The organism is Haliscomenobacter sp. (assembly GCF_965225875.1).
In the GTDB taxonomy this organism is placed as follows: domain Bacteria; phylum Bacteroidota; class Bacteroidia; order Chitinophagales; family Saprospiraceae; genus Haliscomenobacter.
The window spans coordinates 495,926-514,833 of record NZ_CBDDBS010000001.1 but is presented as its reverse complement, the minus strand read 5'-3'; the positions used below and the strand labels follow the sequence as shown (position 1 = coordinate 514,833).

General features: G+C 44.7%; 21 protein-coding genes. 12 read left to right on the top strand and 9 right to left on the bottom strand.

What is annotated here, in order from left to right:
* Positions 1 to 193: 193 nt before the first annotated feature.
* The 3 genes from ACO08K_RS01980 to ACO08K_RS01970 are packed head-to-tail and all read left to right on the top strand — an operon-like array spanning position 194 to position 3,760.
* Positions 194 to 670 carry a (2Fe-2S)-binding protein gene (locus tag ACO08K_RS01980; protein WP_421794709.1) on the top strand — a complete coding sequence of 159 codons (477 nt, stop codon included), beginning with the start codon at positions 194 to 196 and terminating at the stop codon, positions 668 to 670.
* A complete protein-coding gene (locus ACO08K_RS01975; protein WP_421794708.1) occupies positions 651 to 2,822 on the top strand; it encodes a molybdopterin cofactor-binding domain-containing protein in 2,172 nt (723 codons plus the stop codon). Before ACO08K_RS01980 ends, ACO08K_RS01975 begins: the two co-directional genes overlap by 20 nt.
* A 29-nt stretch (positions 2,823 to 2,851) precedes the next feature.
* The gene (locus tag ACO08K_RS01970; RefSeq protein ID WP_421794707.1) at positions 2,852 to 3,760 is read left to right on the top strand and encodes a helix-turn-helix domain-containing protein; all 909 of its coding nucleotides are present in this window, start codon (positions 2,852 to 2,854) and stop codon (positions 3,758 to 3,760) included.
* 29 nt (positions 3,761 to 3,789) lie between these two features.
* Here the strand turns inward: ACO08K_RS01970 and ACO08K_RS01965 are convergent, their stop codons facing one another.
* From ACO08K_RS01965 to bla, 3 genes are all read right to left on the bottom strand, one after another.
* Positions 3,790 to 4,152, bottom strand: a complete 363-nt coding sequence (locus tag ACO08K_RS01965; RefSeq protein WP_421794706.1) for a cupin domain-containing protein — start codon at positions 4,150 to 4,152, stop codon at positions 3,790 to 3,792.
* Between the two features lie 112 nt (positions 4,153 to 4,264).
* Positions 4,265 to 5,005, bottom strand: a complete 741-nt coding sequence (locus ACO08K_RS01960; RefSeq protein ID WP_421794705.1) for a hypothetical protein — start codon at positions 5,003 to 5,005, stop codon at positions 4,265 to 4,267.
* A gap of 58 nt (positions 5,006 to 5,063) precedes the next feature.
* Positions 5,064 to 5,801 (bottom strand): subclass B1 metallo-beta-lactamase, encoded by a 738-nt coding sequence (gene bla / locus ACO08K_RS01955; RefSeq protein ID WP_421794704.1) that lies wholly within the window; start codon positions 5,799 to 5,801, stop codon positions 5,064 to 5,066.
* A gap of 215 nt (positions 5,802 to 6,016) precedes the next feature.
* Here bla and ACO08K_RS01950 point away from each other — a divergent pair, with 215 nt between their 5' ends.
* Together ACO08K_RS01950 and ACO08K_RS01945 are read left to right on the top strand one after the other, a co-directional pair.
* Entirely contained in the window at positions 6,017 to 6,541 is a 525-nt protein-coding gene (locus tag ACO08K_RS01950) for a DinB family protein (RefSeq protein ID WP_421794703.1), read from the top strand.
* Between the two features lie 51 nt (positions 6,542 to 6,592).
* The gene (locus tag ACO08K_RS01945; protein ID WP_421794702.1) at positions 6,593 to 6,961 is read left to right on the top strand and encodes a cupin domain-containing protein; all 369 of its coding nucleotides are present in this window, start codon (positions 6,593 to 6,595) and stop codon (positions 6,959 to 6,961) included.
* Here ACO08K_RS01945 and ACO08K_RS01940 read toward each other — a convergent pair.
* The 3 genes from ACO08K_RS01940 to ACO08K_RS01930 are packed head-to-tail and all read right to left on the bottom strand — an operon-like array spanning position 6,958 to position 9,698.
* Entirely contained in the window at positions 6,958 to 7,626 is a 669-nt protein-coding gene (locus ACO08K_RS01940; RefSeq protein ID WP_421794701.1) for a GNAT family N-acetyltransferase, read from the bottom strand. The genes ACO08K_RS01945 and ACO08K_RS01940 overlap by 4 nt on opposite strands.
* An 18-nt stretch (positions 7,627 to 7,644) precedes the next feature.
* The gene (locus tag ACO08K_RS01935; RefSeq protein ID WP_421794700.1) at positions 7,645 to 8,223 is read right to left on the bottom strand and encodes a DJ-1/PfpI family protein; all 579 of its coding nucleotides are present in this window, start codon (positions 8,221 to 8,223) and stop codon (positions 7,645 to 7,647) included.
* Positions 8,224 to 8,273: 50 nt separating this feature from the next.
* Positions 8,274 to 9,698, bottom strand: coding sequence for a pyridoxal phosphate-dependent decarboxylase family protein (locus tag ACO08K_RS01930; RefSeq protein WP_421794699.1), 1,425 nt, complete (start codon positions 9,696 to 9,698; stop codon positions 8,274 to 8,276).
* Positions 9,699 to 9,816: 118 nt separating this feature from the next.
* On the opposite strand from ACO08K_RS01930, the gene ACO08K_RS01925 reads away from it, so the two are divergent.
* Positions 9,817 to 10,194 (top strand): winged helix-turn-helix transcriptional regulator, encoded by a 378-nt coding sequence (locus ACO08K_RS01925; RefSeq protein WP_421794698.1) that lies wholly within the window; start codon positions 9,817 to 9,819, stop codon positions 10,192 to 10,194.
* 4 nt (positions 10,195 to 10,198) lie between these two features.
* On the opposite strand, the gene ACO08K_RS01920 is transcribed toward ACO08K_RS01925, so the two are convergent.
* Both ACO08K_RS01920 and ACO08K_RS01915 read right to left on the bottom strand, forming a co-directional pair.
* The gene (locus ACO08K_RS01920; protein ID WP_421794697.1) at positions 10,199 to 10,678 is read right to left on the bottom strand and encodes a GNAT family N-acetyltransferase; all 480 of its coding nucleotides are present in this window, start codon (positions 10,676 to 10,678) and stop codon (positions 10,199 to 10,201) included.
* A 121-nt stretch (positions 10,679 to 10,799) separates the two neighbouring features.
* Positions 10,800 to 11,354, bottom strand: a complete 555-nt coding sequence (locus tag ACO08K_RS01915; RefSeq protein WP_421794696.1) for a polyketide cyclase — start codon at positions 11,352 to 11,354, stop codon at positions 10,800 to 10,802.
* A 107-nt stretch (positions 11,355 to 11,461) separates the two neighbouring features.
* Here ACO08K_RS01915 and ACO08K_RS01910 point away from each other — a divergent pair, with 107 nt between their 5' ends.
* Together ACO08K_RS01910 and ACO08K_RS01905 are read left to right on the top strand one after the other, a co-directional pair.
* Positions 11,462 to 12,028, top strand: coding sequence for an RNA polymerase sigma factor (locus ACO08K_RS01910; RefSeq protein ID WP_421794695.1), 567 nt, complete (start codon positions 11,462 to 11,464; stop codon positions 12,026 to 12,028).
* 3 nt (positions 12,029 to 12,031) lie between these two features.
* On the top strand, positions 12,032 to 12,625 hold the full coding sequence (locus ACO08K_RS01905) for a hypothetical protein (protein ID WP_421794694.1): 594 nt from the start codon (positions 12,032 to 12,034) through the stop codon (positions 12,623 to 12,625).
* 136 nt (positions 12,626 to 12,761) lie between these two features.
* Here the strand turns inward: ACO08K_RS01905 and ACO08K_RS01900 are convergent, their stop codons facing one another.
* The gene (locus ACO08K_RS01900; RefSeq protein ID WP_421794693.1) at positions 12,762 to 13,367 is read right to left on the bottom strand and encodes a hypothetical protein; all 606 of its coding nucleotides are present in this window, start codon (positions 13,365 to 13,367) and stop codon (positions 12,762 to 12,764) included.
* 277 nt (positions 13,368 to 13,644) lie between these two features.
* Between ACO08K_RS01900 and ACO08K_RS01895 the strand changes: the two genes are divergently transcribed.
* The 4 genes from ACO08K_RS01895 to ACO08K_RS01880 all read left to right on the top strand — a co-directional run bounded on the left by ACO08K_RS01895 (position 13,645) and on the right by ACO08K_RS01880 (position 18,900).
* Complete coding sequence (locus ACO08K_RS01895; protein ID WP_421794692.1) at positions 13,645 to 15,867, top strand: DUF5916 domain-containing protein; 2,223 nt, start codon at positions 13,645 to 13,647, stop codon at positions 15,865 to 15,867.
* Positions 15,868 to 16,029: 162 nt separating this feature from the next.
* Positions 16,030 to 17,466, top strand: a complete 1,437-nt coding sequence (locus tag ACO08K_RS01890; RefSeq protein WP_421794691.1) for an ATP-binding protein — start codon at positions 16,030 to 16,032, stop codon at positions 17,464 to 17,466.
* A gap of 38 nt (positions 17,467 to 17,504) precedes the next feature.
* Positions 17,505 to 18,125, top strand: a complete 621-nt coding sequence (locus tag ACO08K_RS01885; RefSeq protein WP_421794690.1) for a hypothetical protein — start codon at positions 17,505 to 17,507, stop codon at positions 18,123 to 18,125.
* 22 nt (positions 18,126 to 18,147) lie between these two features.
* The gene (locus ACO08K_RS01880; protein WP_421794689.1) at positions 18,148 to 18,900 is read left to right on the top strand and encodes a DUF6882 domain-containing protein; all 753 of its coding nucleotides are present in this window, start codon (positions 18,148 to 18,150) and stop codon (positions 18,898 to 18,900) included.
* Positions 18,901 to 18,908: the final 8 nt, after the last annotated feature.

Here is an 18,908-nt window from a genome sequence, read left to right as displayed (position 1 = left end):
GCCAATATTTCCACTTTTACCAGGAGGATTAAGGGCAAAATGCAATGCTGTTCACTTCGTACCCCATGCTTAAATAGATAACTCCTTTTGGCTACAACATTGCGACTTTTGGCTACAGCAGGTTTCTGGTTTTTAATGAAAATTGCTGTGACAAATGCCAGAAACATAAACGCGCAATTTCAATGTAATTCTTATGAGATTTACACTAAGCATCAACAACAAACCCACAACGCTGGACGCCGATCCCGAGATGCCTTTACTTTGGCTCATTCGTGATGAAGCCAATTTGAAAGGTACAAAATTTGGCTGTGGCAGAGCCCTTTGTGGGGCCTGTTCTCTTTATGTTGATGGGGAATTGATCCGCTCCTGCTCTTACCCCGTCCGTATGGCGGAAGGAAAAAAAATAACCACCATCGAAGGGCTTTCAAAAGATGAAGCCCACTTGCATCCTGTGCAGCAGGCCTGGATCGAGGTTCAGGTTCCTCAATGTGGTTACTGCCAATCAGGGTTTATGATGGCGGCTGCCAAGCTTTTAGAAGAAATTCCAAATCCCTCCGTTGACGACATCAAGGACGGCATTTCAAACATCTGCAGGTGTGGCACACATCCTCGGATCATCAAAGCAATTCTTTTGGCTGCAAAACTGAAAAATGATGGAAAGCAGGGATAAAAAACCTAAAAAAAGTTTTTCAAGAAGAAAATTTCTTGCGCGCACCGGCACCGGTTTGGCTGGCACTATTGCCTTACTTTATTTTGGCCGTTCTATTATTCGAAGAGAACTGGCAGGCTTTGTCTCAGAAATGGACATGCCACTAGGTATTTCTGATTTTGACCCACATTTGTGGTTTGAAATAAATGCAGACAATACCATAACCCTAATGTCGCCAAAAGTAGAAATGGGTCAGGGCATTTTTGCAGGTTTTGCCATGCTTGCAGCCGAAGAACTAGACCTTGCCCTAGACAAAATAAAAGTGGTGCATGCCAATTCTGCTAAAGGCATTACTACCAATACCGGTGCAAGTACAAGCACTGCAACCATGTATGTGGCTATCCGTGAAGTAGCAGCTACTTTACGTGAAACGCTAAAACTTGCAGCATCGAAGTTGTGGGGCATCAAGCCAGAATCAGTCTTAACCAAAGATGGCCTATTATCAGCAGGCAACAAATCGATTAGCTACGCTGATTTGGCCAAACGAACTTCAAAATGGGAAACTGCCAAAACCCCGGCTTTGCGCCCCGCTTCATCTTTCAAATACGTTGGTAAAGCATATGCCAGGCTTGATCTGACCGATAAAGTTTTAGCAAGGCCCATTTATGGCATAGATATGGATCTGCCCAATATGGTTTATGGGGCCGTTTTGTATAGTCCGTACATAGGGGGGGTATTAAAAAGTGCCGATTTAAGTGCAGCAGAACATGCCCCAGGAGTGCTGAAAGTGGTAAAAGATAAAGAATGGATAGGCGTAGTGGCCAATACCAGATTTGCTGCTGAAAGCGCCATTAATAAAGTAAAAGCGACCTGGGATTACAACGCCAAATACAGTACAAAAGATACGCTGGATGCCGTTACTGTTGGTGTTGGCACTGAAGTGAACATACAGAAAGAAGGCAATACCAGAACAGCCCAAGGTACTCAAGTTTCAAGCGAATATCGCACACCTATTGGTTATCATGCAAGCATGGAACCTAGTATAGTAGTGGCCGATGCGAAAGGTGATCTGTTAACCATCTATTCATCTACGCAAAACAGTACTTTTATGCGGCAAACGCTTTCTGATGCCCTGGGTTTAAAGTCAGAAAATATAGAAATTCATCCTACTTTTTTAGGGGGCGGCTTCGGAAGGCGTAGCTTCAAGCACAATGCGGTGGAAGCTGCCAAACTTTCAAAAGCCGTGGGTAAGCCTGTGCATCTGCTTTATACCAGGCAGCAAGAATTTCAAAATGGCTTTGTAAGACCCAATACGCATCATATTTTAAATGGAAAAATAGACAGCAAAGGAAAAATTGTAGCGCTTGAACACAAGCTTGCAACGGGGCCAATGGGCTTCATGGCCATGCCTGATATTGTGGCACCCCTATTAGGTGCGGATTTTGTGGTGGCAGGGCATGGGGCTAGAATAGCCTATAACATAGAAAACCTAAATACAAGCATTTGGCAGAGTAGCCTACCGTTCCAGACGAGTATGTGGCGTGGCGTGGGTATGTTTGCCAATACTTTCGCTATTGAAAGTTTTATGGATGAATTGGCCCATAAAGCAGGCATAAATCCACTAAAATTCAGAATGGACCATTGTGGCAATACAACTCAATTGAACCGCCGGAAAAAGCTGCTCGAATTAATCGCTGAAAAATCAGGTTGGCATAACCCCCAGGCTGAAGGCGTAGGCCGTGGTTTGGCCGTGTGTGATGACCATAAAACAATTTCAGCGGCTGTAGTAGAAATTAAAATCATTGATGGGGTCATCAAAGTCGTTAAAGTTACACAAGCCATTGATCCAGGCAAAATTATTAACCCGGATGGAGTAAGGCAGCAAGTAGAAGGTGCTACCATGATGGCCATCAGTGCCAGCCTTTATGAACAAGGTACCATAGAAAATGGGCAATTCGTAGAAACCAATTTTCATCAATATCCGGTAGCGAGACTCAGCGACACCCCGGAAATAGAGGTCATTTTGCACGAAGGTTCGGAAAAACCCTCGGGAGTGGGTGAGTCACCTATTTCGCCTATAGCACCCGCTATAGCCAATGCTGTTTTTAATTTGACGGGCAAACGCTTAAGGACTTTACCTTTACAAGCTGCTTTTGAGGGCTATAAAAATTAAGTGGTTTGCATAAAAGAACAAATACCTAAATGAGCAATTCAAAACCAATTAGGATAAAATCCATTACCGATGGATGCCGATTAGCGGGGCTTCAGCCTCCCTATCATCCCCTGATCAGCATTATTGATGTAGCAAGACTAAAGCCTGCTCCTGATGTAAATTCGGTTGTATTTGATTTTTATGTTGTCTCCTTAAAACGAGGATGCAATAACCTTCTTTATGGGCAACAGAAATACGACTTTGATGGAGGCTTAATGGCCTTTATGTCGCCAGGGCAGGTATTGGGTGGTGAAGAAGACGGCATGCCTCCTGCTCTTCAGGGCTGGATGTTGTTTATCCATCCTGATTTTTTATGGAATACCACGCTTGCGAAAAAAATAAAGCAATACGATTACTTTGGTTATGCCACCAACGAAGCTCTATTTCTTTCAGACAAGGAAGAAACCATCATCAATGGTATCATTGATAACATGAAACAGGAATTTAGCGGCAATATTGATAAATTTAGCCAAGACGTAATCGTTGCTCAATTAGAGCTTTTATTTACCTACTCGCAGCGTTTTTACGAACGCCAGTTCATCACCAGAAAAATTACCAATAGCAAAATCCTGACTCGCTTCGAAGACGTATTGACAAGTTATTTTAACAATGAAGACCTACTCGCCAAAGGCCTACCCAATGTGAAAGATATTGCCGATATGCTGCACCTCTCAACCAAATATTTGAGCAGTTTATTGAAACAATTAAGCGGGAAAACGACGCAACAACACATCCATGATAAATTGATTGAAAAAGCGAAAGAAAAGCTGTCCACCACTGAATTATCCGTCAGCGAGATCGCATACGATTTGGGGTTCGAACATTCGCAATCGTTCAGCAAATTGTTCAAGAAAAAAACCAAACAAAGCCCATTGGAGTTCAGAGCCAGCTTTAATTGACTGCCAAAAGTGCTGCGCGCAGTTAGACATCAGCGCAAGGGCTCTAGTTCTACTTCTTCTGGAATGATCAAAAATAAAATGCAGCCTTTTTCGCTGCGCACCCCATGCTTAAAACCAGGCGGCGTGTACAAGTAATCCCCGGTTTTGAGCACTGCCCCTTCAATGCTGCAGGAACCTTCCATTACAAAAATCTCCTCCCCTCCAGGGTGATTGTGGTATGGATATTCAGCACCTGCTTCAAATTTAAGCAGGATGCTGGGTGGGCGGCCATTTTCATCGTAACGCAGGGCTTTTACATAGATGCCTGCGGTATCAATGCCTGCTTCTTGCAGGGGTTGCCACTCCATATTGGGGGTTTGCCGAATGTAGTTTTCAATGCGTGTATCCATCATTTTTTTTACAAATTTCGGGTTTTGCAGTACAAGAAGGAATGGACAATCTTGGGAAAAGCATATAAAATCAAAAAGAGATGAGTCAAAAGTTTACTTTATTTCGTTTCTGTTCCTAATACTCCAAAATTTCGCAAACGCATCTGAACCCAACACGGCTTTTAGAATAGAAGCCAAAAGATTCAATTGGCTTGTCAAGCGTAAGTTCCTCAAATTTATTATTCAAATGTTTCAAATTTATTTTCGGGTCAGGAGCGAAGATATAGTAGGCTTGATCATTTTGGCTGGGGTAATTTTTTTTAGCTGCTTCAATTTCTACGTGATAAGGTACTCGATACTTTATTTTTGTATAATACTTTGCTCGTTTGCCTCTTGTTTTCATTGAGTAGGAATACATAACCATAGTCGTTCTCCATGCACAATAGTCCTGCGCTTCCTTAAGATTAACATCAAGAACTGGATAAGAAGCAGGAAAGTAGTCATTACCGTTATTTCCGATCGATACAACAGGATGATATCCAGATTTAAGATTTTTAGGATCATTTAACATACTATCTAACCGGTATTCCACATATTCATTACCTTTTAGTAGCTTTTTTGCCTTTCCCACATACGCCTCATTTTTAACAAAATAGCATCTATCGTCTATGTTTAAATAGGGCGTTTCTACATTTGTCTCAACCTGATTATTTAAAAGTGAATACAAATATTCTGACCAATCAAAATTAGTGATAGGTTGTGAATCGATGTAAAGCTTATCGGTTAGCTTAATCGTACCTGGTGGAGCGATCTTATTTTTTTGAACATCGGGAATTAAGCTGGCAATAAAAACAATGTATACGTATAAAGTATTCATTTTTAGAGTTGATTCTATTGCATTTGTGATTTATTGTTAATTTCGAATGGCTGGAGATTCACTCCCCCTCCGCCTTAAACAATTCCATCGTATAATCCAACAACTCCTTGCCTCCCCATTTACCGTGCCCCGGAATGACAAATCGAGCTTCAGGGTACTGCGCCTTCACTTTGGCTATCGTTTTGGGCCAATCCCCCAGGTTTGCGTCACCCAGATGCCCCTTATTTGCTTGGACTTCCTTGACCATACAGCCGCCAAACAAAACTCGCTCACTGGGTACATAAGACACAATATTGTCTTTCGAATGCGCTTCTCCAAGGAAACGATTTTCTACAGTATTGCCTCCGATTTTCAGGTTCAGTACTCCTGTAAAACCATTTTGCGGCACGGCAGTGTTTTGACTTTTCGCCAAATCAATGGTTGCTTGATTGGCATAAGAAGGAATACCCCTTTGATGAAAGGCATTAAGCCCACCCAGGCAGTCGTTGTGAAAATGATTGACCACAATGGCTTTTACTTTGGCTTTGAGGTTTTGCTCAATCCAGTCAATGAGTAGAAAAGAAACACTATCATTGGGTGGCGTGTCAAAAACTACAGCTTCACCATTGTTGCAGTAAATCATGCCATTGCAGGGTACTCGCCCCCATTGATTGGTATTGAGGTAGGTGACGTGTACGAGGGTTTTGGATGTGAGTGGCTGGATTTTCAGGGCTTTATTGCTGTATTCTGGCAGTTTTTGGGTGGAACAGCCAGCAAGTAGGGCAAGCCCCAAAATAGCTAATGAGAATGCTTTCATGTCGGTGTGAGTTAATTGATTGAGCTGTGAAAAATACGTGTTTTTGCAAGATTTATTGCGAGATTTTACGGTGTTGGGTTCAAAAATTTAGTCTGATTGAGATTCAATGAGTAATTTGGATGATGGAGTTTCCAATATTTTCAAGCTGACTAAAACAAACCTTCCAGGAACGAACCCGATCCGCCAACTGTTGAGTAAACAAAAATTTTTCAACCATGCAATTCGACCTATCCAAATCCATTGAAATTCTTGAGCGGACACCCTTAGTGCTTAAAACCTTGCTCAGCAACCTATCATCCGATTGGACCCACCAAAATGAAGGTGCTGAAAGCTGGAGTCCTTACGAGGTGATCGCCCATCTGATTCATTGTGAACAAACCGACTGGATTGTGCGGACTAAGGTTATTCTGTCGGAAAAAGAGGATAGAGTTTTCGCGCCTTTTGATCGGTTCGCCCATCTCCATACGGGGCAGGAAAAATCATTGGAAGAACTGTTAGAAGAGTTTCAAAATTTGCGCGAAAAGAGCCTGGAAGAACTCAAATCCATGCAGATCAATGAGGAAAAACTGGAAAGAACCGGTATTCACCCGGCATTTGGAGAAGTGAAGCTGACTCAGCTTTTGGCTTGCTGGACAGCACACGATCTGGGCCATATCGTACAAATCACCCGCGTTATGGCCAAACAATACAAAGATGCAGTAGGCCCCTGGATCGAGTATTTGAGTGTACTGCGCAAATAATTTATGCCCGACTTTGTTTATTTTGCTTCCCAAACCTAATCACCTGCCAACATGGTTCAATTGTTCAACATTCAAGACAAATTTCAAAAAGTTACTGAGTACTGGTCACCAAAAATCGCCGGAGAACTCAACGGGCAATACGTCAAACTGGTCAAAGCCAAAGGCGAGATGATCTGGCATAGTCACGACGACGAGGACGAGTTGTTTATGATTTTTAAAGGCACTTTTGTCATGGAGTTTCGAGACCGAATTGAAAAGGTCGGCCCGGGAGAAGTACTCATTGTGCCCAAAGGGGTAGAGCATTTTCCCCGCACCGAAGGTGACGAAGAAGTTTGGTTGCTTTTATTTGAACCCCAAGCCACCAAACACACGGGGAATATCGAACATGAAATGACCAAACACTTGCAGGATTGGATTTAAAAGGGTGCAAAACGCCAGAGGCTGATTTCCCGTCGGACTTTAAACCCCAGTTTTTCATACAAGCCAATGTTTTTTGCACTGTCCGCGTTGGTGTGGAGGAAAGGGATTTTGTTTTTCCTGAAAATGTTGTTGGCAGTATGAGTAACTAGTTGTTTGGCGTAGCCTTTTCCCAAATGATCGGTATGGGTAACTACAGCACTCACCTCGGTGTAGCCGTCCATTTGCATGCGTTCACCTGTAACGGCGACGAGTTCATTCTCTTTAAAAATCCCGAAATAATCTCCCAAAAGAACAGTTTTGCGCTTGAAAAAACTGGGGTAAAAACGCTGCATGAAGGCAAATAACTCTTCTTCGTATTGACCATTCAAAGGAACGATTGTTTCTTCAACGTGCCGATCAATGGGGTTCTCAATCACCATTTGTGCACATGGGAATTCCCCTTTAAAATTGACCTGACTGGAAAAAAGAGGCTTATTGCCAAGTACAAAAAATGGCCCAGCCACCTTTGCGTGCTCCTTCAATGGAACACTCAGGTCATCATTACCGATAAAAGCGCCAAAGGGGCAAAAATCAGGGTGATAACATTTTAAGGAGCCATAGTCCAGGGCTAAATCCCGATGGGTCTCGTTCAGGCAATGCCAAACGAGGTTGTCCAGTTTTTCCATCTTAAATGCATTCACCGATCAATAGATACACACTTGTCCTTGCCCTACTGGCAAAACGGAAGCAATCACATCCTTGCTGGTGGTTTCATCGTACAGGCGTTCTACCGCCCATTGGACCAGATCGATAGCGGCCAGACAACCCGCTGCGGTAGCAACATTGCCGTGCACCACCAGATGTTGGTCTTCAACTACTTCAACCCCTAATTCTCGCAATGCCTCGGTAGCAGTAGGGTAGGTAGTGGCTGTAATGCCTTCCAAAAGTCCCAATGAAGCCAACAAAAGTGCACCTGAACACATGGAGCAAATCAATTGGCGCTCCGGATCAAGCTCAAATCGACTCAGGTATTCAGTATCTTTGTACAAAGCCCGAGTCCCCGAGCCACTGGCAAAAAAGACCAGATCGGCATCGTTTGCCTCTTCAATACTTCCTTGCATGGCCAGATCGATGCCACAGCTGGATTTGTGGGAAGCAGCAGTGCCCAAAATTTTTACCTCAAAATCTTTTTGGCGAAAACGGACCCGATTCAATAAATCCCAGGGAAGAAAAACGTCTACATCGGTGAATTTGTCGAAGGTGACAATGACGGCTTTTTTCATCGGCAATAGGTTTTAGACAGATAATACAACTGAGCATCAGGATTGGTTCCTTAGATTTCGGCAAGTTGCGGAGTGCTGGCCAGTTCTCTCGCTTTTACAAAGCTGGTCACACACAAGTCTACATCTTCTGGCGTAGTTGCCCAGGAACAAACACTGATGCGGATTACCTTTCTTCCGTGCCATTGTGAGCCCCCGCACCAGCATACGCGAAGTTCCTGTAGGTTTTTCAAAACCTTTTCGGTCATTGAATCCTCGCCACAGGCAATCAAAACTTGATTGAACACCACGTCATTGAGCACTTCAAAGCCCTGATCGCCGAGGTTTTGGGCAAACTGAACGGCGCGTTCGTGTAAATTGGTGACCAATTCATCCACCCCACTTTTCCCCAAGTATTTCAGAACTGCCCAAAGTTCAATCACTCGGGAACGGCGACTCATTTCAGGGGTATAGTACATGCCATCTCGCTTGCCTTCCACGATGTAGGCGCCACTCATGTGCAGAGCCGAAACCAAGGCCTCTTTATCTTGGCATAAGATGATGCCACAATCATAAGGCGTGTTCAAGGTTTTGTGCCCATCTGCTGACCAGGATTGGGCCAGTTCCATTCCTTTGGTCAGATATTGGAACTGTGTCGCTGCGGCTGCCCAGAGGCCAAAGGCTCCGTCGATGTGTACCCAGGCTCCAACTTCATTCGCTTTTTGACAAATTGCTTCAATAGGGTCAAATGAACCAGAGTTGACATTGCCAGCTTGGAGAATGACCAAGGTGTTGCGATCTAATGCGGGCATACTTTCGGGAATAATCCGGCCCTGCTCATCTACCTCTGCCCATTCGATGTTGGCTTTGCCAAACCCAAGCAACTGGATCGCTTTCAGCACCGTGGAGTGGGTATGCTTGCCGGTAACCACCCGCACTTTAGGCGCACCATTCATGCCTTGCTCATTGACATCCCAGTTGTTTTTTTGAAAAAGTCGCCAGCGAGCTGCCGCAAGGCCACAATAAATGGCCATTGAAGAACCACTGACAAAACCTGCGACGGTATGGGAGGGCAAGCCCAGCAGTTCGCACAACCAACTTTCTACTACAGTTTCAAGCTTGGCAGAAATGGGCGACAAAACCTCCATTGCTGAGTTTTGATCCCAAAAATCACTCAAGCCTTTCACCGCCAACGTAGCGGGGATGGAGCTGCCGGTTACAAAACCAAAATAGCGGCCTCCGAGGGTGGGAAGGGTGGCAGGCGAGCCGTAGTGATGCAGGCTGTCCAGGATTTCCTGCACATTTCCAGATGAGTCGGGCATTTCCTCTTCAAAATGCGATAGCTTATTCAAGGCTTCTTCGGTGGGGTAAACATTTCGATCGAAGACCTCGTTTAGGTATTGGAAGGCGTAAGATTGGGCGCTTTTGAAGATTTGATGATCCTGGATCTCCTGGAACATTGCGTCCTGAATTTTGCCTATTTTTGTCAAGTTTGCCATTTGTCTAGGTGATTTTGCTATAGCCCAACAGGTTGAGCTAGGATTATTTTATGGGTTAAGACAAGGCAAAATTAATACTTTATTTTTGAAAGTAATAAAATTTAATTACTTTTCCAGTATGAAAAAATATCCGGTTCGTTGTCCAATTACTGCTTATGAATGCGTCATGGATGGCCATTGGAAACCCATAATTGTGTGGGACCTTAGAAATGGAGGGCTGCGTTTTAAAGAATTGCTGGAACTTTTGGTAGACATTTCCACCAAAGTCCTGACCGATCAATTGAAGGAACTGGAAGAGGATCAGATTGTTATACGGACTTCCTACCGGGAATCTCCGCCTCGGGTAGAGTACGCCCTCACTGAATATGGCAGAACTTTGATACCCGTTTTGGCCACCTTGCGGGAATGGGGTTTTAAACATTTACAGCAAAAACCGACACTTTTGGTAGAAAGTAGCCCTTGGGTGAATCGTTTGAATGAACCGTTGGGGGGATGATCATCTAGAGATCCATTTCCTCCAGATTCATCCGCATTTCCAGCAGATTAGGGGTAAATCCTGCTTTTTCATAAGCCCGTTTGGCCCCCTGGTTTTCAGCATAAACCTCCAGTCTAATCTCTGCAATGTCCTGTTCTTTGATCCAAATCGTCAGGGCATCCAGTACTTTTTGATTGATGCCTTGCCCTCGAAAAGCTGGTTTTACGTACATGAAGCCCAAATAGGCAAAGCGGCTGTGTCGCAGGTAATCCTTGGCTTCCCGGATTTGGGCATAACCCGAACCTACAATTTCCTCACCTGCTATTGCCACAACTACCTCCGCCTCAGGAGATAAAATTAAAGCTTTCAAATCATAATAATGAATTTCTCCGGCTTTTAAGGTAGGGTCGAAGGGTCGCTCGGCGGCTACGATGCCTTGTTCGAATTGGAGGAGTGTGTCTAAATCGGCTACGGTTGCACTTCTGGTGGTAATGCGATCCATCATAACAGGCGATGTTTTTTGCCAAAAGTAAAACAAGACCGTAATTTTTTTTGATTTAGGCTGCCCAAATGCTTCCGTTGGAAACTGTTCGGGCAGCCTAACTTGGTGATATTAGCTCAGGTTTTTAATTCAATACCTTGTTGTTCAAAACATTGTGAGGGAAAATTGGCCCTGGAGGTGGACTGATTTTCGCCTTATCCTCTGCTGTTTTCGCCTGGCGGCGTTGCAGCTCCAAACGGATACTTTCTTCCCCCTTGCGCATGGCCCAAAGGTGATTGGCTGAAAAAATGGGCCGCAACAAAGGCGTCATCAATTTCAAAAAAGGCTTTTCAGCACGGATGCGCCAGTCGTATACCACTTCACAAACTTCGGGCGAAATTTGTTTAAAAGTCCAAACTCCCTGACCAACAAAATCTCCGATGGCTTCCAGCGAATATCCATTGGGAAAATCGGTCTGGAGTACCCTGAATTTCCAACGCAGTGTGTAAGGCAAAAAACCTTTGGTGTACAACTCAACCACTTTTCCGACCCCACCTGGTTGGCCTTTTTCCAAAATTCTGGCATCCAGGTATACACTGGGCCACCAACGTACCAGATCTTCGGCATCTTCGAGGGTACGGTATATTTCTTCGCAGGTGGTCGGCAATTCCCAACGGGTAACAAAATGATAACTAGACATAGATGTGATAGGTGTTTTACGCAAGAAAATAGAATTAAACTTACATACGATTTAGCTTTGATTTTGGATCATAGCTTGTAATTTTTTTTCTAGTTTTGTATAAATCAATGAAAAGTAAGGTGCAATTTCGAGACGAATCGGATTTGGTAAAATTGCTCAAGCAAGGCAATGAACAGGCATTCGGAGAACTGTACGATCGATACTCCGCGATGCTGTTTGGAATCCTGCACCGTATCGTCAACGACCAACGCGAAGTGGAGCACCTGTTGCAAGATTGTTTTGTGAAGATCTGGCAAAACATCAACCAATACGACCCTTCCAAAGGCCGTTTGGCTACCTGGCTCATCAATATCGCGCGCAATCAAGCCATTGATTTTACCCGGTCTAAATATTTTTCTCAGAAGCAAAAAAACCAACCGCTTGAAAATCTCGTACATACGATCGGCTCAAACCATGCCGTTCAAACCATGGACGAAACCATCGGTTTGGCCCAGTTGGTGAAAAAACTACCCGAATCCAGCCGACAAATCATCGAGTGGATGTATTTTGATGGCTATACCCAACAGGAAATTGCAGACAATTTTAATATACCGCTCGGTACTGTGAAGTCCCGGGCACGTTTGGCCCTAAATACCCTAAGAACTTTTTTTTCGCATCAACACAACTTGACATAACCATTGAAAAAACAGTACGACATCACAAATCAGGAAATAGGTGAGTGGCTTTTTGATCCTTCTGTTCCCCCAATCGACGAAACAACAGTCAATCAAACAGAAGATGCCCTGATCCTTTTTGCAGAAGCACATTCCGTGGCACCACCTGCGGCATTGCGGCATGCTATTTTAGATAAAATCAAGGGCTTAAATGAGCAAAAGGCCAATCATCAGCCATTAGATCTTAATGAGCTCCCGTTGTTGAATGAGGAATCCAAGTGGTTGGAATGGAGTGAAGCGGTGGCTGGAATTGAACCTCCGGCTGATTTCGAGGACATTCATATGCACACCCTGGAATCCAATGCACAACGCGATTTGTTCGTGATTTGGGTCAAAGAATTTGTTCCTGAGGAAGTCCACCACGATCTTTTGGAAAGTTTTATGATCCTGGAAGGCTCCTGCGTTTGTTACATCACCAATCAAACTGGCGAAACGCGGACGGTACGCCTCGGTGAAGGGGACTTCATAACCATGCAACTGGAGGAGACGCACGACATCCATGTCACTTCTGAAAAACCAGCCAAGGCCATTTTGCAATGGTATAAATTGGCCGCCTAAGGTGCCCCTTTAGTGCCTTAAGTTTCTTAGGTGGTGAGAAAAAACCTGCGAAGCAGGTTATTGGTTCACCACCTAAGAAACTTAAGGCACTAAAGAATCACCTTAGTAGAAGCAATGACCTATTCAATAATGCCGCTTATTCCCGTACTTTTCCCGTCAATACATTCGCTTTCCCATTAAAAGGGTTTCCAGAAGAGCGCCGAAAACTCACCACCTGCCCTACATGCCACAAGGCATCTGCAATCGGGCCATTGATCAGGTTCCAAAACGGAAACTCGGTTTTATTGGCACCATTTTGAAAAACCATGGTATGGTTGTCCAATTTGGTATCTGCCTTCTTGAGCAAATTGCTGGCTTCTTGCAGTATCTCCAAGGTTTTCCTCCTTTTTACTTCAAACGTAAGGGGTGAAGTTTCTTCCCCGCTCCGCACATTGGGCTGGTTTTTCAAGGCATTGAGTGCAACGGTCGAAAGCCCCATGATGTGATCGATGGTCTCTTCACTGCTGCGTGATTCAGGAGTGGGGCGAAAGGCCAGGTCTTCTGGCCGTAAACCTTCAGTGGCCCAGTAAAAACGGAAGCCGAGCCCGTCGATCATCCGCGCCACTACACTTTCGGCGCTGTAGGATTCTGGATAGGCCGGAATTTCGCGGTAGGGTAGGGTGGTGGTCATTGTTGGATTGTTTTGTGCCCACAAGCTCAATTGTCCCAGCAAGAGCAAGGTGCTGATAATCACTTTTTTCATGTCGGATGCTTTTCTGAAGTAAATCTATTTTAGAAGTTGGTTGAGTTTATGTCGCGAAAGCGAAAAGGAGGCTAATTGAAGCCAAATGAGGCACGAAAAGCGGAGTTTAGCAGCGCTAAATGAGCATTTTCGGAACGAAATTTGGCTTCAATTAGGCCCTTTGGAGCTCGCGACATAAATTCAACCAACTTCTTAAAGATAAAGCTAAAAGTTCAAGCAAATAAGGGAATTTTATGCCTTATCTTTCAGGAGCTTAAAACCAATTGAACGAGAACCAATGATCAAGCCTACACCGTCCCTTTGGAGTTTACTACTGCTCTTTTTACCCTTTTTCACTTTAGCCCAGGATGCTGAAGTATTTCCACCCAATCCAGTCAAACGCAGCATCAATAGCACGAAGATCGAGCAAAATCTCAAGGTTGACGGGCGTTTGGATGAGCCTGTTTGGTCAACCACCAAGCCGGCTTCAGACCTCATCCAAATTGAACCTTTTCAAGGCCAAAAAGCTTCCCAACAAACCGATATTCGGGTTTTGTTCAACAAGCAATTTCTCTATTTCGGCGTTTTCTCCAAGGACTCGCTGGGGCGTAAGGCCCTCCGCGCCATCGATTTTAAACGCGATTTTGATTTTCGCAAACACGACCTCATCAATCTCTCCTTTGATGGTTTTCAGGACGAGCGCAATGCCATGGTTTTTGCCACCAATGCTTTTGGCGTACAACGCGACTTGCTTTCCTTCGACGATGTGTTTTACGACCTCGACTGGGATGGGCTCTGGCGGGTACGCACCACGCGTAGTGATTCGGGCTGGGTGGCCGAAATAGCTATCCCCTGGCAAACTTTACGCTACCCCAAAACCGCCGACAGCATCCAAAGCTGGGGCTTCAACCTGCAACGCAATCGCCGTTTCAGCAACGAAACCAGTGCTTTTTCGGCTTACCCTCGGGCTTTTACTTCTACCCGGATGGATTACGCCGGGGTGTTGACGGGTTTGCAGCCGCCACCACCGCGCCCGAATGTTCGTTTACAGCCTTATGTGTTGTTTTCTTATGACCGCTACAGCTCGCCAGAAACGGGTGAAAAAACCAACACCAGCAACTTCAAACCCGGCGGCGAGGTAAAATGGGGCATCAACACCAATACAGTGCTGGATTTGACCGTGAACACCGATTTCGCGCAAGCCGATGCGGATCGACAGGTCAACAATGTTACGCGCTTCTCAGTGTTTTTTCCGGAACGGCGGCAGTTTTTTCTGGAAAATGCCTCCTTGTTTGGTTTCAACGTTGGCCCTTCTCCGGATGGCTCGGGTGGCTCTATGCGTATTCAGCCCTTTTTTAGCCGCAGCATTGGTTTAAATGACGCCGGTCGCCCTATCCCGATTGAGGCGGGGGGCAGATTGGTGTATCGCTCCAATGAACAAAATTTTGGGGTCCTGGCCATGCGGCAACAAGAGGTGGATGAAAGCCCTGCGACCAATTTTTTTGTAGGTCGCTATTCGCGCAACTTTGGCGAGCAGAATCGTATCGGGGGCTTAATGACCATCAAAAACCGCCCCGACGGCACCAATTTTGTCAGCACGGTGGATGGGTTTTTCCGTTTGAGCGAATCCCAGTCCATCAACGGTTTTGTGATGCATTCGGCAGGTGGGCAATCCAATAAGCAAGGTTTTGCGGGTATCGCGCAGTATGTCAACCTTACCAATCACCACAAAATCTGGCTCACACAATCCGTGGTGACCAAAGATTTTAACCCGGAAATGGGTTTTGTGTCCCGCAAGGACGTCATAAGTGTCTCGCCGGGTATCAACTGGTTTTACCGAGGGAAACTCTTGCCATTCCGTAAGAAGATTCGCGCCTTTGAGCCGGGGTTTTTGCCGGAATTTTATTGGCAGGCCTCCACGGGCAAACTGATTGAACGGCAATTGTGGTTCTTCCCTTTTTGGTTAAATCTCCAAAACGGTGGCTTTTTGGGCTATTCACTCAACCCGGTCTATCAAGGTCTAACCGAAACTTTTTCTCCTTTGGGCGTTAACATCAAACAGGGCGATTACCATTATTTCCGCCAACAAATCTGGGTCAATACTGATCCTTCTAAGGTCATCAACCTTTTTGGGCAGTACGATTGGGGCACGTATTTTAATGGTCAGCTGACCATCACTGACCTGACCTTGCAGTTTGCGCCTTCGCCCCATTTTTCGCTCTCCGGAAAATTCAATCACAATCGCTTTAAAAATGTGGGCGATCAACAAGGAGTTAACACCATTGATTTGTACACTCTGGAAGGGCGTTTTGCCCTGAATCCACGTCTGCAATTGATTGCTTTTTACCAGCAAAATTCAGAGGATGATTCGAAAAACTACAACATCCGACTGTCCTGGGAGTACCGCCCGCTGTCGTTTTTGTACATTGTGTTGAATCGTTACGGGTTTAAGGATTTGTCGAACCTCAGACAGCTTGAAAATCATGGGATTGTGAAATTGAGCTATTTGCGGCAGATTTGAGGGGAGGGTTGATTCTGGCGGAATCTCACTTTTTTAAGGACTTAGAGCGAGCAATAAATGTGTATTGCTCGCTTTATCTCGATTTTTTTTGGACTTAGAGCGAGCAATGGGGTTGAAATGCTCGCTCTAAGTCCGTATTTTTAGGACTTAAAGCGAGCATTCATGTCAAAAGAGTTGATTGGAAGGGAGAATGAGGTGAGTGTACTCAAAAATTTACTCACTACCGATGAAGCCGAACTGGTATCGATCATTGGCCGTAGGCGGGTAGGCAAAACCTTTTTGGTACAGTCCGTATACAGCGAGCGCATTGCATTTGAAATAACCGGTATTCAGCACGCCAAAAACAGCGAACAACTGGAAAATTTTGTCGTTGCGCTGAGCCTGCAAAGCAAATCCCCTCTGCCCCTACAAAAACCCAAAACCTGGCTAGAGGCATTTCATCTGTTGATTTTATACCTGGAAAATGTCATTGAAGGGGAAAAAAAGGTGGTCTTTTTTGACGAACTTCCCTGGCTGGATACCCACCGCTCAGGCTTTCTCAATGCTTTTGGCTTTTTTTGGAATAGTTGGGCGGTGAAAAAAAACATTGTCGTGGTCATCTGCGGCTCAGCTGCTTCATGGATGATCCAAAAAGTGGTACACAACAAAGGTGGACTATACAACCGCATCACCAAACGCCTGCATCTCCAGCCTTTTTCTTTGCGGGAAACCGAATTGTACCTGCAAAACAAAGGCTTGAACCTCAATCGCTACCAAATCACCGAATTGTATATGGCGATGGGCGGAATTCCCCACTACCTCAAAGAAATCCAAAAGGGTGAAAGTGTAGCGCAAAGCATCGACCGGATCTGTTTTGCCAAAGGTGGCACCTTATATGATGAATTTGAACAACTTTATCCTTCCCTTTTTGAAAATGCGGAAAGCCATATGGCAGTCGTCCGGGCTTTGGCGGCTAAACCTTCGGGTTTGAGTAGATTGGAAATTGGGCAAAGTAGTGGAATCTCCAACGGTGGCGGCTTGAGCAAAACCCTGGAAGAGCTGCAACATTCCGGCTTCATTGCGGAATACCTACCCTTCGGACGGGTTAAAAGGGATTCACTTTTTCGCTTGAGTGATGAATACTCCTTGTTCTACCTCAAATTCATCGAGACTTTAAAAAAAGAAGGGGCGGGTATTTGGCAAAGTTTTCACGCCAGCCCGGCTTTCCATGCCTGGAGTGGTTACGCTTTTGAAAGCATTTGCCTCAAACACGTGCCTGAAATCAAAAAGGCGCTCGGTATTTCCGGGGTATTCGCCACCGCTTCGGCTTTTTACCGCAAAGGTTCCGAAGGTATGGACGGCTGCCAAATTGATCTCTTGATCGATCGGGATGATAAGGTGATCAACCTGTGTGAAATCAAATGGGCGAATTCAGAATACATCCTCAGCAAAGCCTACGCGGCGGATTTACGGAAAAAAGTGGCATTGTTTAAGCACTACTCAAAGACAAAGAAGCAGGTGTTTTTGACGTTTATCAGTACGTATGGGGTATTGGAGAATGAGCATAGCCGGGGTTTAGTGGATCGGGAATTGGGATTGGGGGAGTTGTTTGGGGGGTAGCTGAATGATATAATCTTTTAAAATAAATACAAGTAACTATGGTACACAAAACAAGCCTCAAATATTATCCAGATCTAGAATCACTTGCCAAGGAAATTGGTGATTTAAGGTATGATGCACTTGAAGCGTTCTTGCGTCATTTAGCGTTGAAACTCAAAAAAGACAGCGAAGCTGACGCCAAACGCGGCAGACCACAACTTGCAGGCAACTTGATGAATGCCTCCAATTTTTCAGAAACATCGGCTATTGAAATTGGGCGGGCATGGAAAATTTGCGCGCCTTATTTGGAAGATGGTTTGCCAGAAGATATCAAGGAATTTATTCGCAAAAATTATAGGGCCGAAGAGTATTTCAAAGCGATAACACTACTTTATGATTATGAGAGTGCTTATACACTAAACTATAATTTTAAGACAAATAGCTTCAGATTATCAAGATGCCTATTGTATTTATCGGCAGGAGATATCGAACGACTGAAGGAAGAAATAAAAAACTCGGATGACTATCGAGATTTAATCTTGGCCGCCGAATATGATGGCAATTGGAATGGCAATATGATTCGCAATTTCAACAATCCATTCGGAGAAGAACATAAGTTAGAAACAGGACTCAGTGACGCTGATTCTGCGGGACACTCAGAAGATGATTTACCTTTTTAACCTGAGCCAATAACCATAAAACATGCAATCAATCGGCTACATTGAATTCCTAGGCAATGCATTCGAAGCGTTTCATGATACCCAAGATCGCTTCCGTTCGCATTTTCAACTTGACGATTACACCAATTGGTTTTACGATCAAGCCACCGAGTTATTGACTCTATCGACAGACGATACCGAGATCAATTTCAAATATATCCCAATTGGGACCTATTCAGCTAACACTGGAACCTGGTTATGGGCCTGGCACAATTCCCACTCCATTGAAAAAAGTAAGGATCAAACTTTACGCCTTAAAACGTTTGGGACTGAAAAGGGGTATGACAAGCTGATTGAAGGGTATTTTGAAAGTGATGAGTATGCTGGTTGGGAGTTCATTGCCATTGCCCATCAAGTTCTAGGTGGAATTGGCGGGTACAACGTCAAGTCTGAACAAGTGGAAAAATACATGTTGGTGATGGAGCAGATCGACAATGATGTTGCCGCCAAGATAAAAGAACAAACCATCACTTGTGAAAAGCACGGTGCAAATCGTATGGCTTTCATCTGCCAGCATTTGAACACCGAAACCCAAACCGGGTTTGAAGAAGCATTCCCAAGCTACAAAGGTATGGAAGTAGAGGAAGATGATGATTTACAAGCCTGGTGTGATCAGTGTGAGTTGGAAAGGCTGCGCACGGATGGTTGGAATGATGAATCCATGGAATTTGCGGGGATAAAACTGGTTTGTGAAGATTGTTATTTTGAAATTAAGGCGTTTAATTTAACAAAATAAGTACTTGA

Coding starts and splice junctions, on each gene's coding strand:
- ACO08K_RS01960 (WP_421794705.1), bottom strand. CDS start 5,005: ATGAATACTTTATACGTATACATTGTTTTTATTGCCAGCTTAATTCCC.
- ACO08K_RS01880 (WP_421794689.1), top strand. CDS start 18,148: ATGCAATCAATCGGCTACATTGAATTCCTAGGCAATGCATTCGAAGCG.
- ACO08K_RS01890 (WP_421794691.1), top strand. CDS start 16,030: ATGTCAAAAGAGTTGATTGGAAGGGAGAATGAGGTGAGTGTACTCAAA.
- ACO08K_RS01980 (WP_421794709.1), top strand. CDS start 194: ATGAGATTTACACTAAGCATCAACAACAAACCCACAACGCTGGACGCC.
- ACO08K_RS01965 (WP_421794706.1), bottom strand. CDS start 4,152: ATGATGGATACACGCATTGAAAACTACATTCGGCAAACCCCCAATATG.
- ACO08K_RS01935 (WP_421794700.1), bottom strand. CDS start 8,223: ATGAAAAAAGCCGTCATTGTCACCTTCGACAAATTCACCGATGTAGAC.
- ACO08K_RS01910 (WP_421794695.1), top strand. CDS start 11,462: ATGAAAAGTAAGGTGCAATTTCGAGACGAATCGGATTTGGTAAAATTG.
- ACO08K_RS01930 (WP_421794699.1), bottom strand. CDS start 9,698: ATGGCAAACTTGACAAAAATAGGCAAAATTCAGGACGCAATGTTCCAG.
- ACO08K_RS01915 (WP_421794696.1), bottom strand. CDS start 11,354: ATGTCTAGTTATCATTTTGTTACCCGTTGGGAATTGCCGACCACCTGC.
- ACO08K_RS01940 (WP_421794701.1), bottom strand. CDS start 7,626: ATGGAAAAACTGGACAACCTCGTTTGGCATTGCCTGAACGAGACCCAT.
- ACO08K_RS01950 (WP_421794703.1), top strand. CDS start 6,017: ATGCAATTCGACCTATCCAAATCCATTGAAATTCTTGAGCGGACACCC.
- bla (WP_421794704.1), bottom strand. CDS start 5,801: ATGAAAGCATTCTCATTAGCTATTTTGGGGCTTGCCCTACTTGCTGGC.
- ACO08K_RS01885 (WP_421794690.1), top strand. CDS start 17,505: ATGGTACACAAAACAAGCCTCAAATATTATCCAGATCTAGAATCACTT.
- ACO08K_RS01900 (WP_421794693.1), bottom strand. CDS start 13,367: ATGAAAAAAGTGATTATCAGCACCTTGCTCTTGCTGGGACAATTGAGC.
- ACO08K_RS01970 (WP_421794707.1), top strand. CDS start 2,852: ATGAGCAATTCAAAACCAATTAGGATAAAATCCATTACCGATGGATGC.
- ACO08K_RS01975 (WP_421794708.1), top strand. CDS start 651: ATGATGGAAAGCAGGGATAAAAAACCTAAAAAAAGTTTTTCAAGAAGA.
- ACO08K_RS01920 (WP_421794697.1), bottom strand. CDS start 10,678: ATGATGGATCGCATTACCACCAGAAGTGCAACCGTAGCCGATTTAGAC.
- ACO08K_RS01895 (WP_421794692.1), top strand. CDS start 13,645: ATGATCAAGCCTACACCGTCCCTTTGGAGTTTACTACTGCTCTTTTTA.
- ACO08K_RS01945 (WP_421794702.1), top strand. CDS start 6,593: ATGGTTCAATTGTTCAACATTCAAGACAAATTTCAAAAAGTTACTGAG.
- ACO08K_RS01925 (WP_421794698.1), top strand. CDS start 9,817: ATGAAAAAATATCCGGTTCGTTGTCCAATTACTGCTTATGAATGCGTC.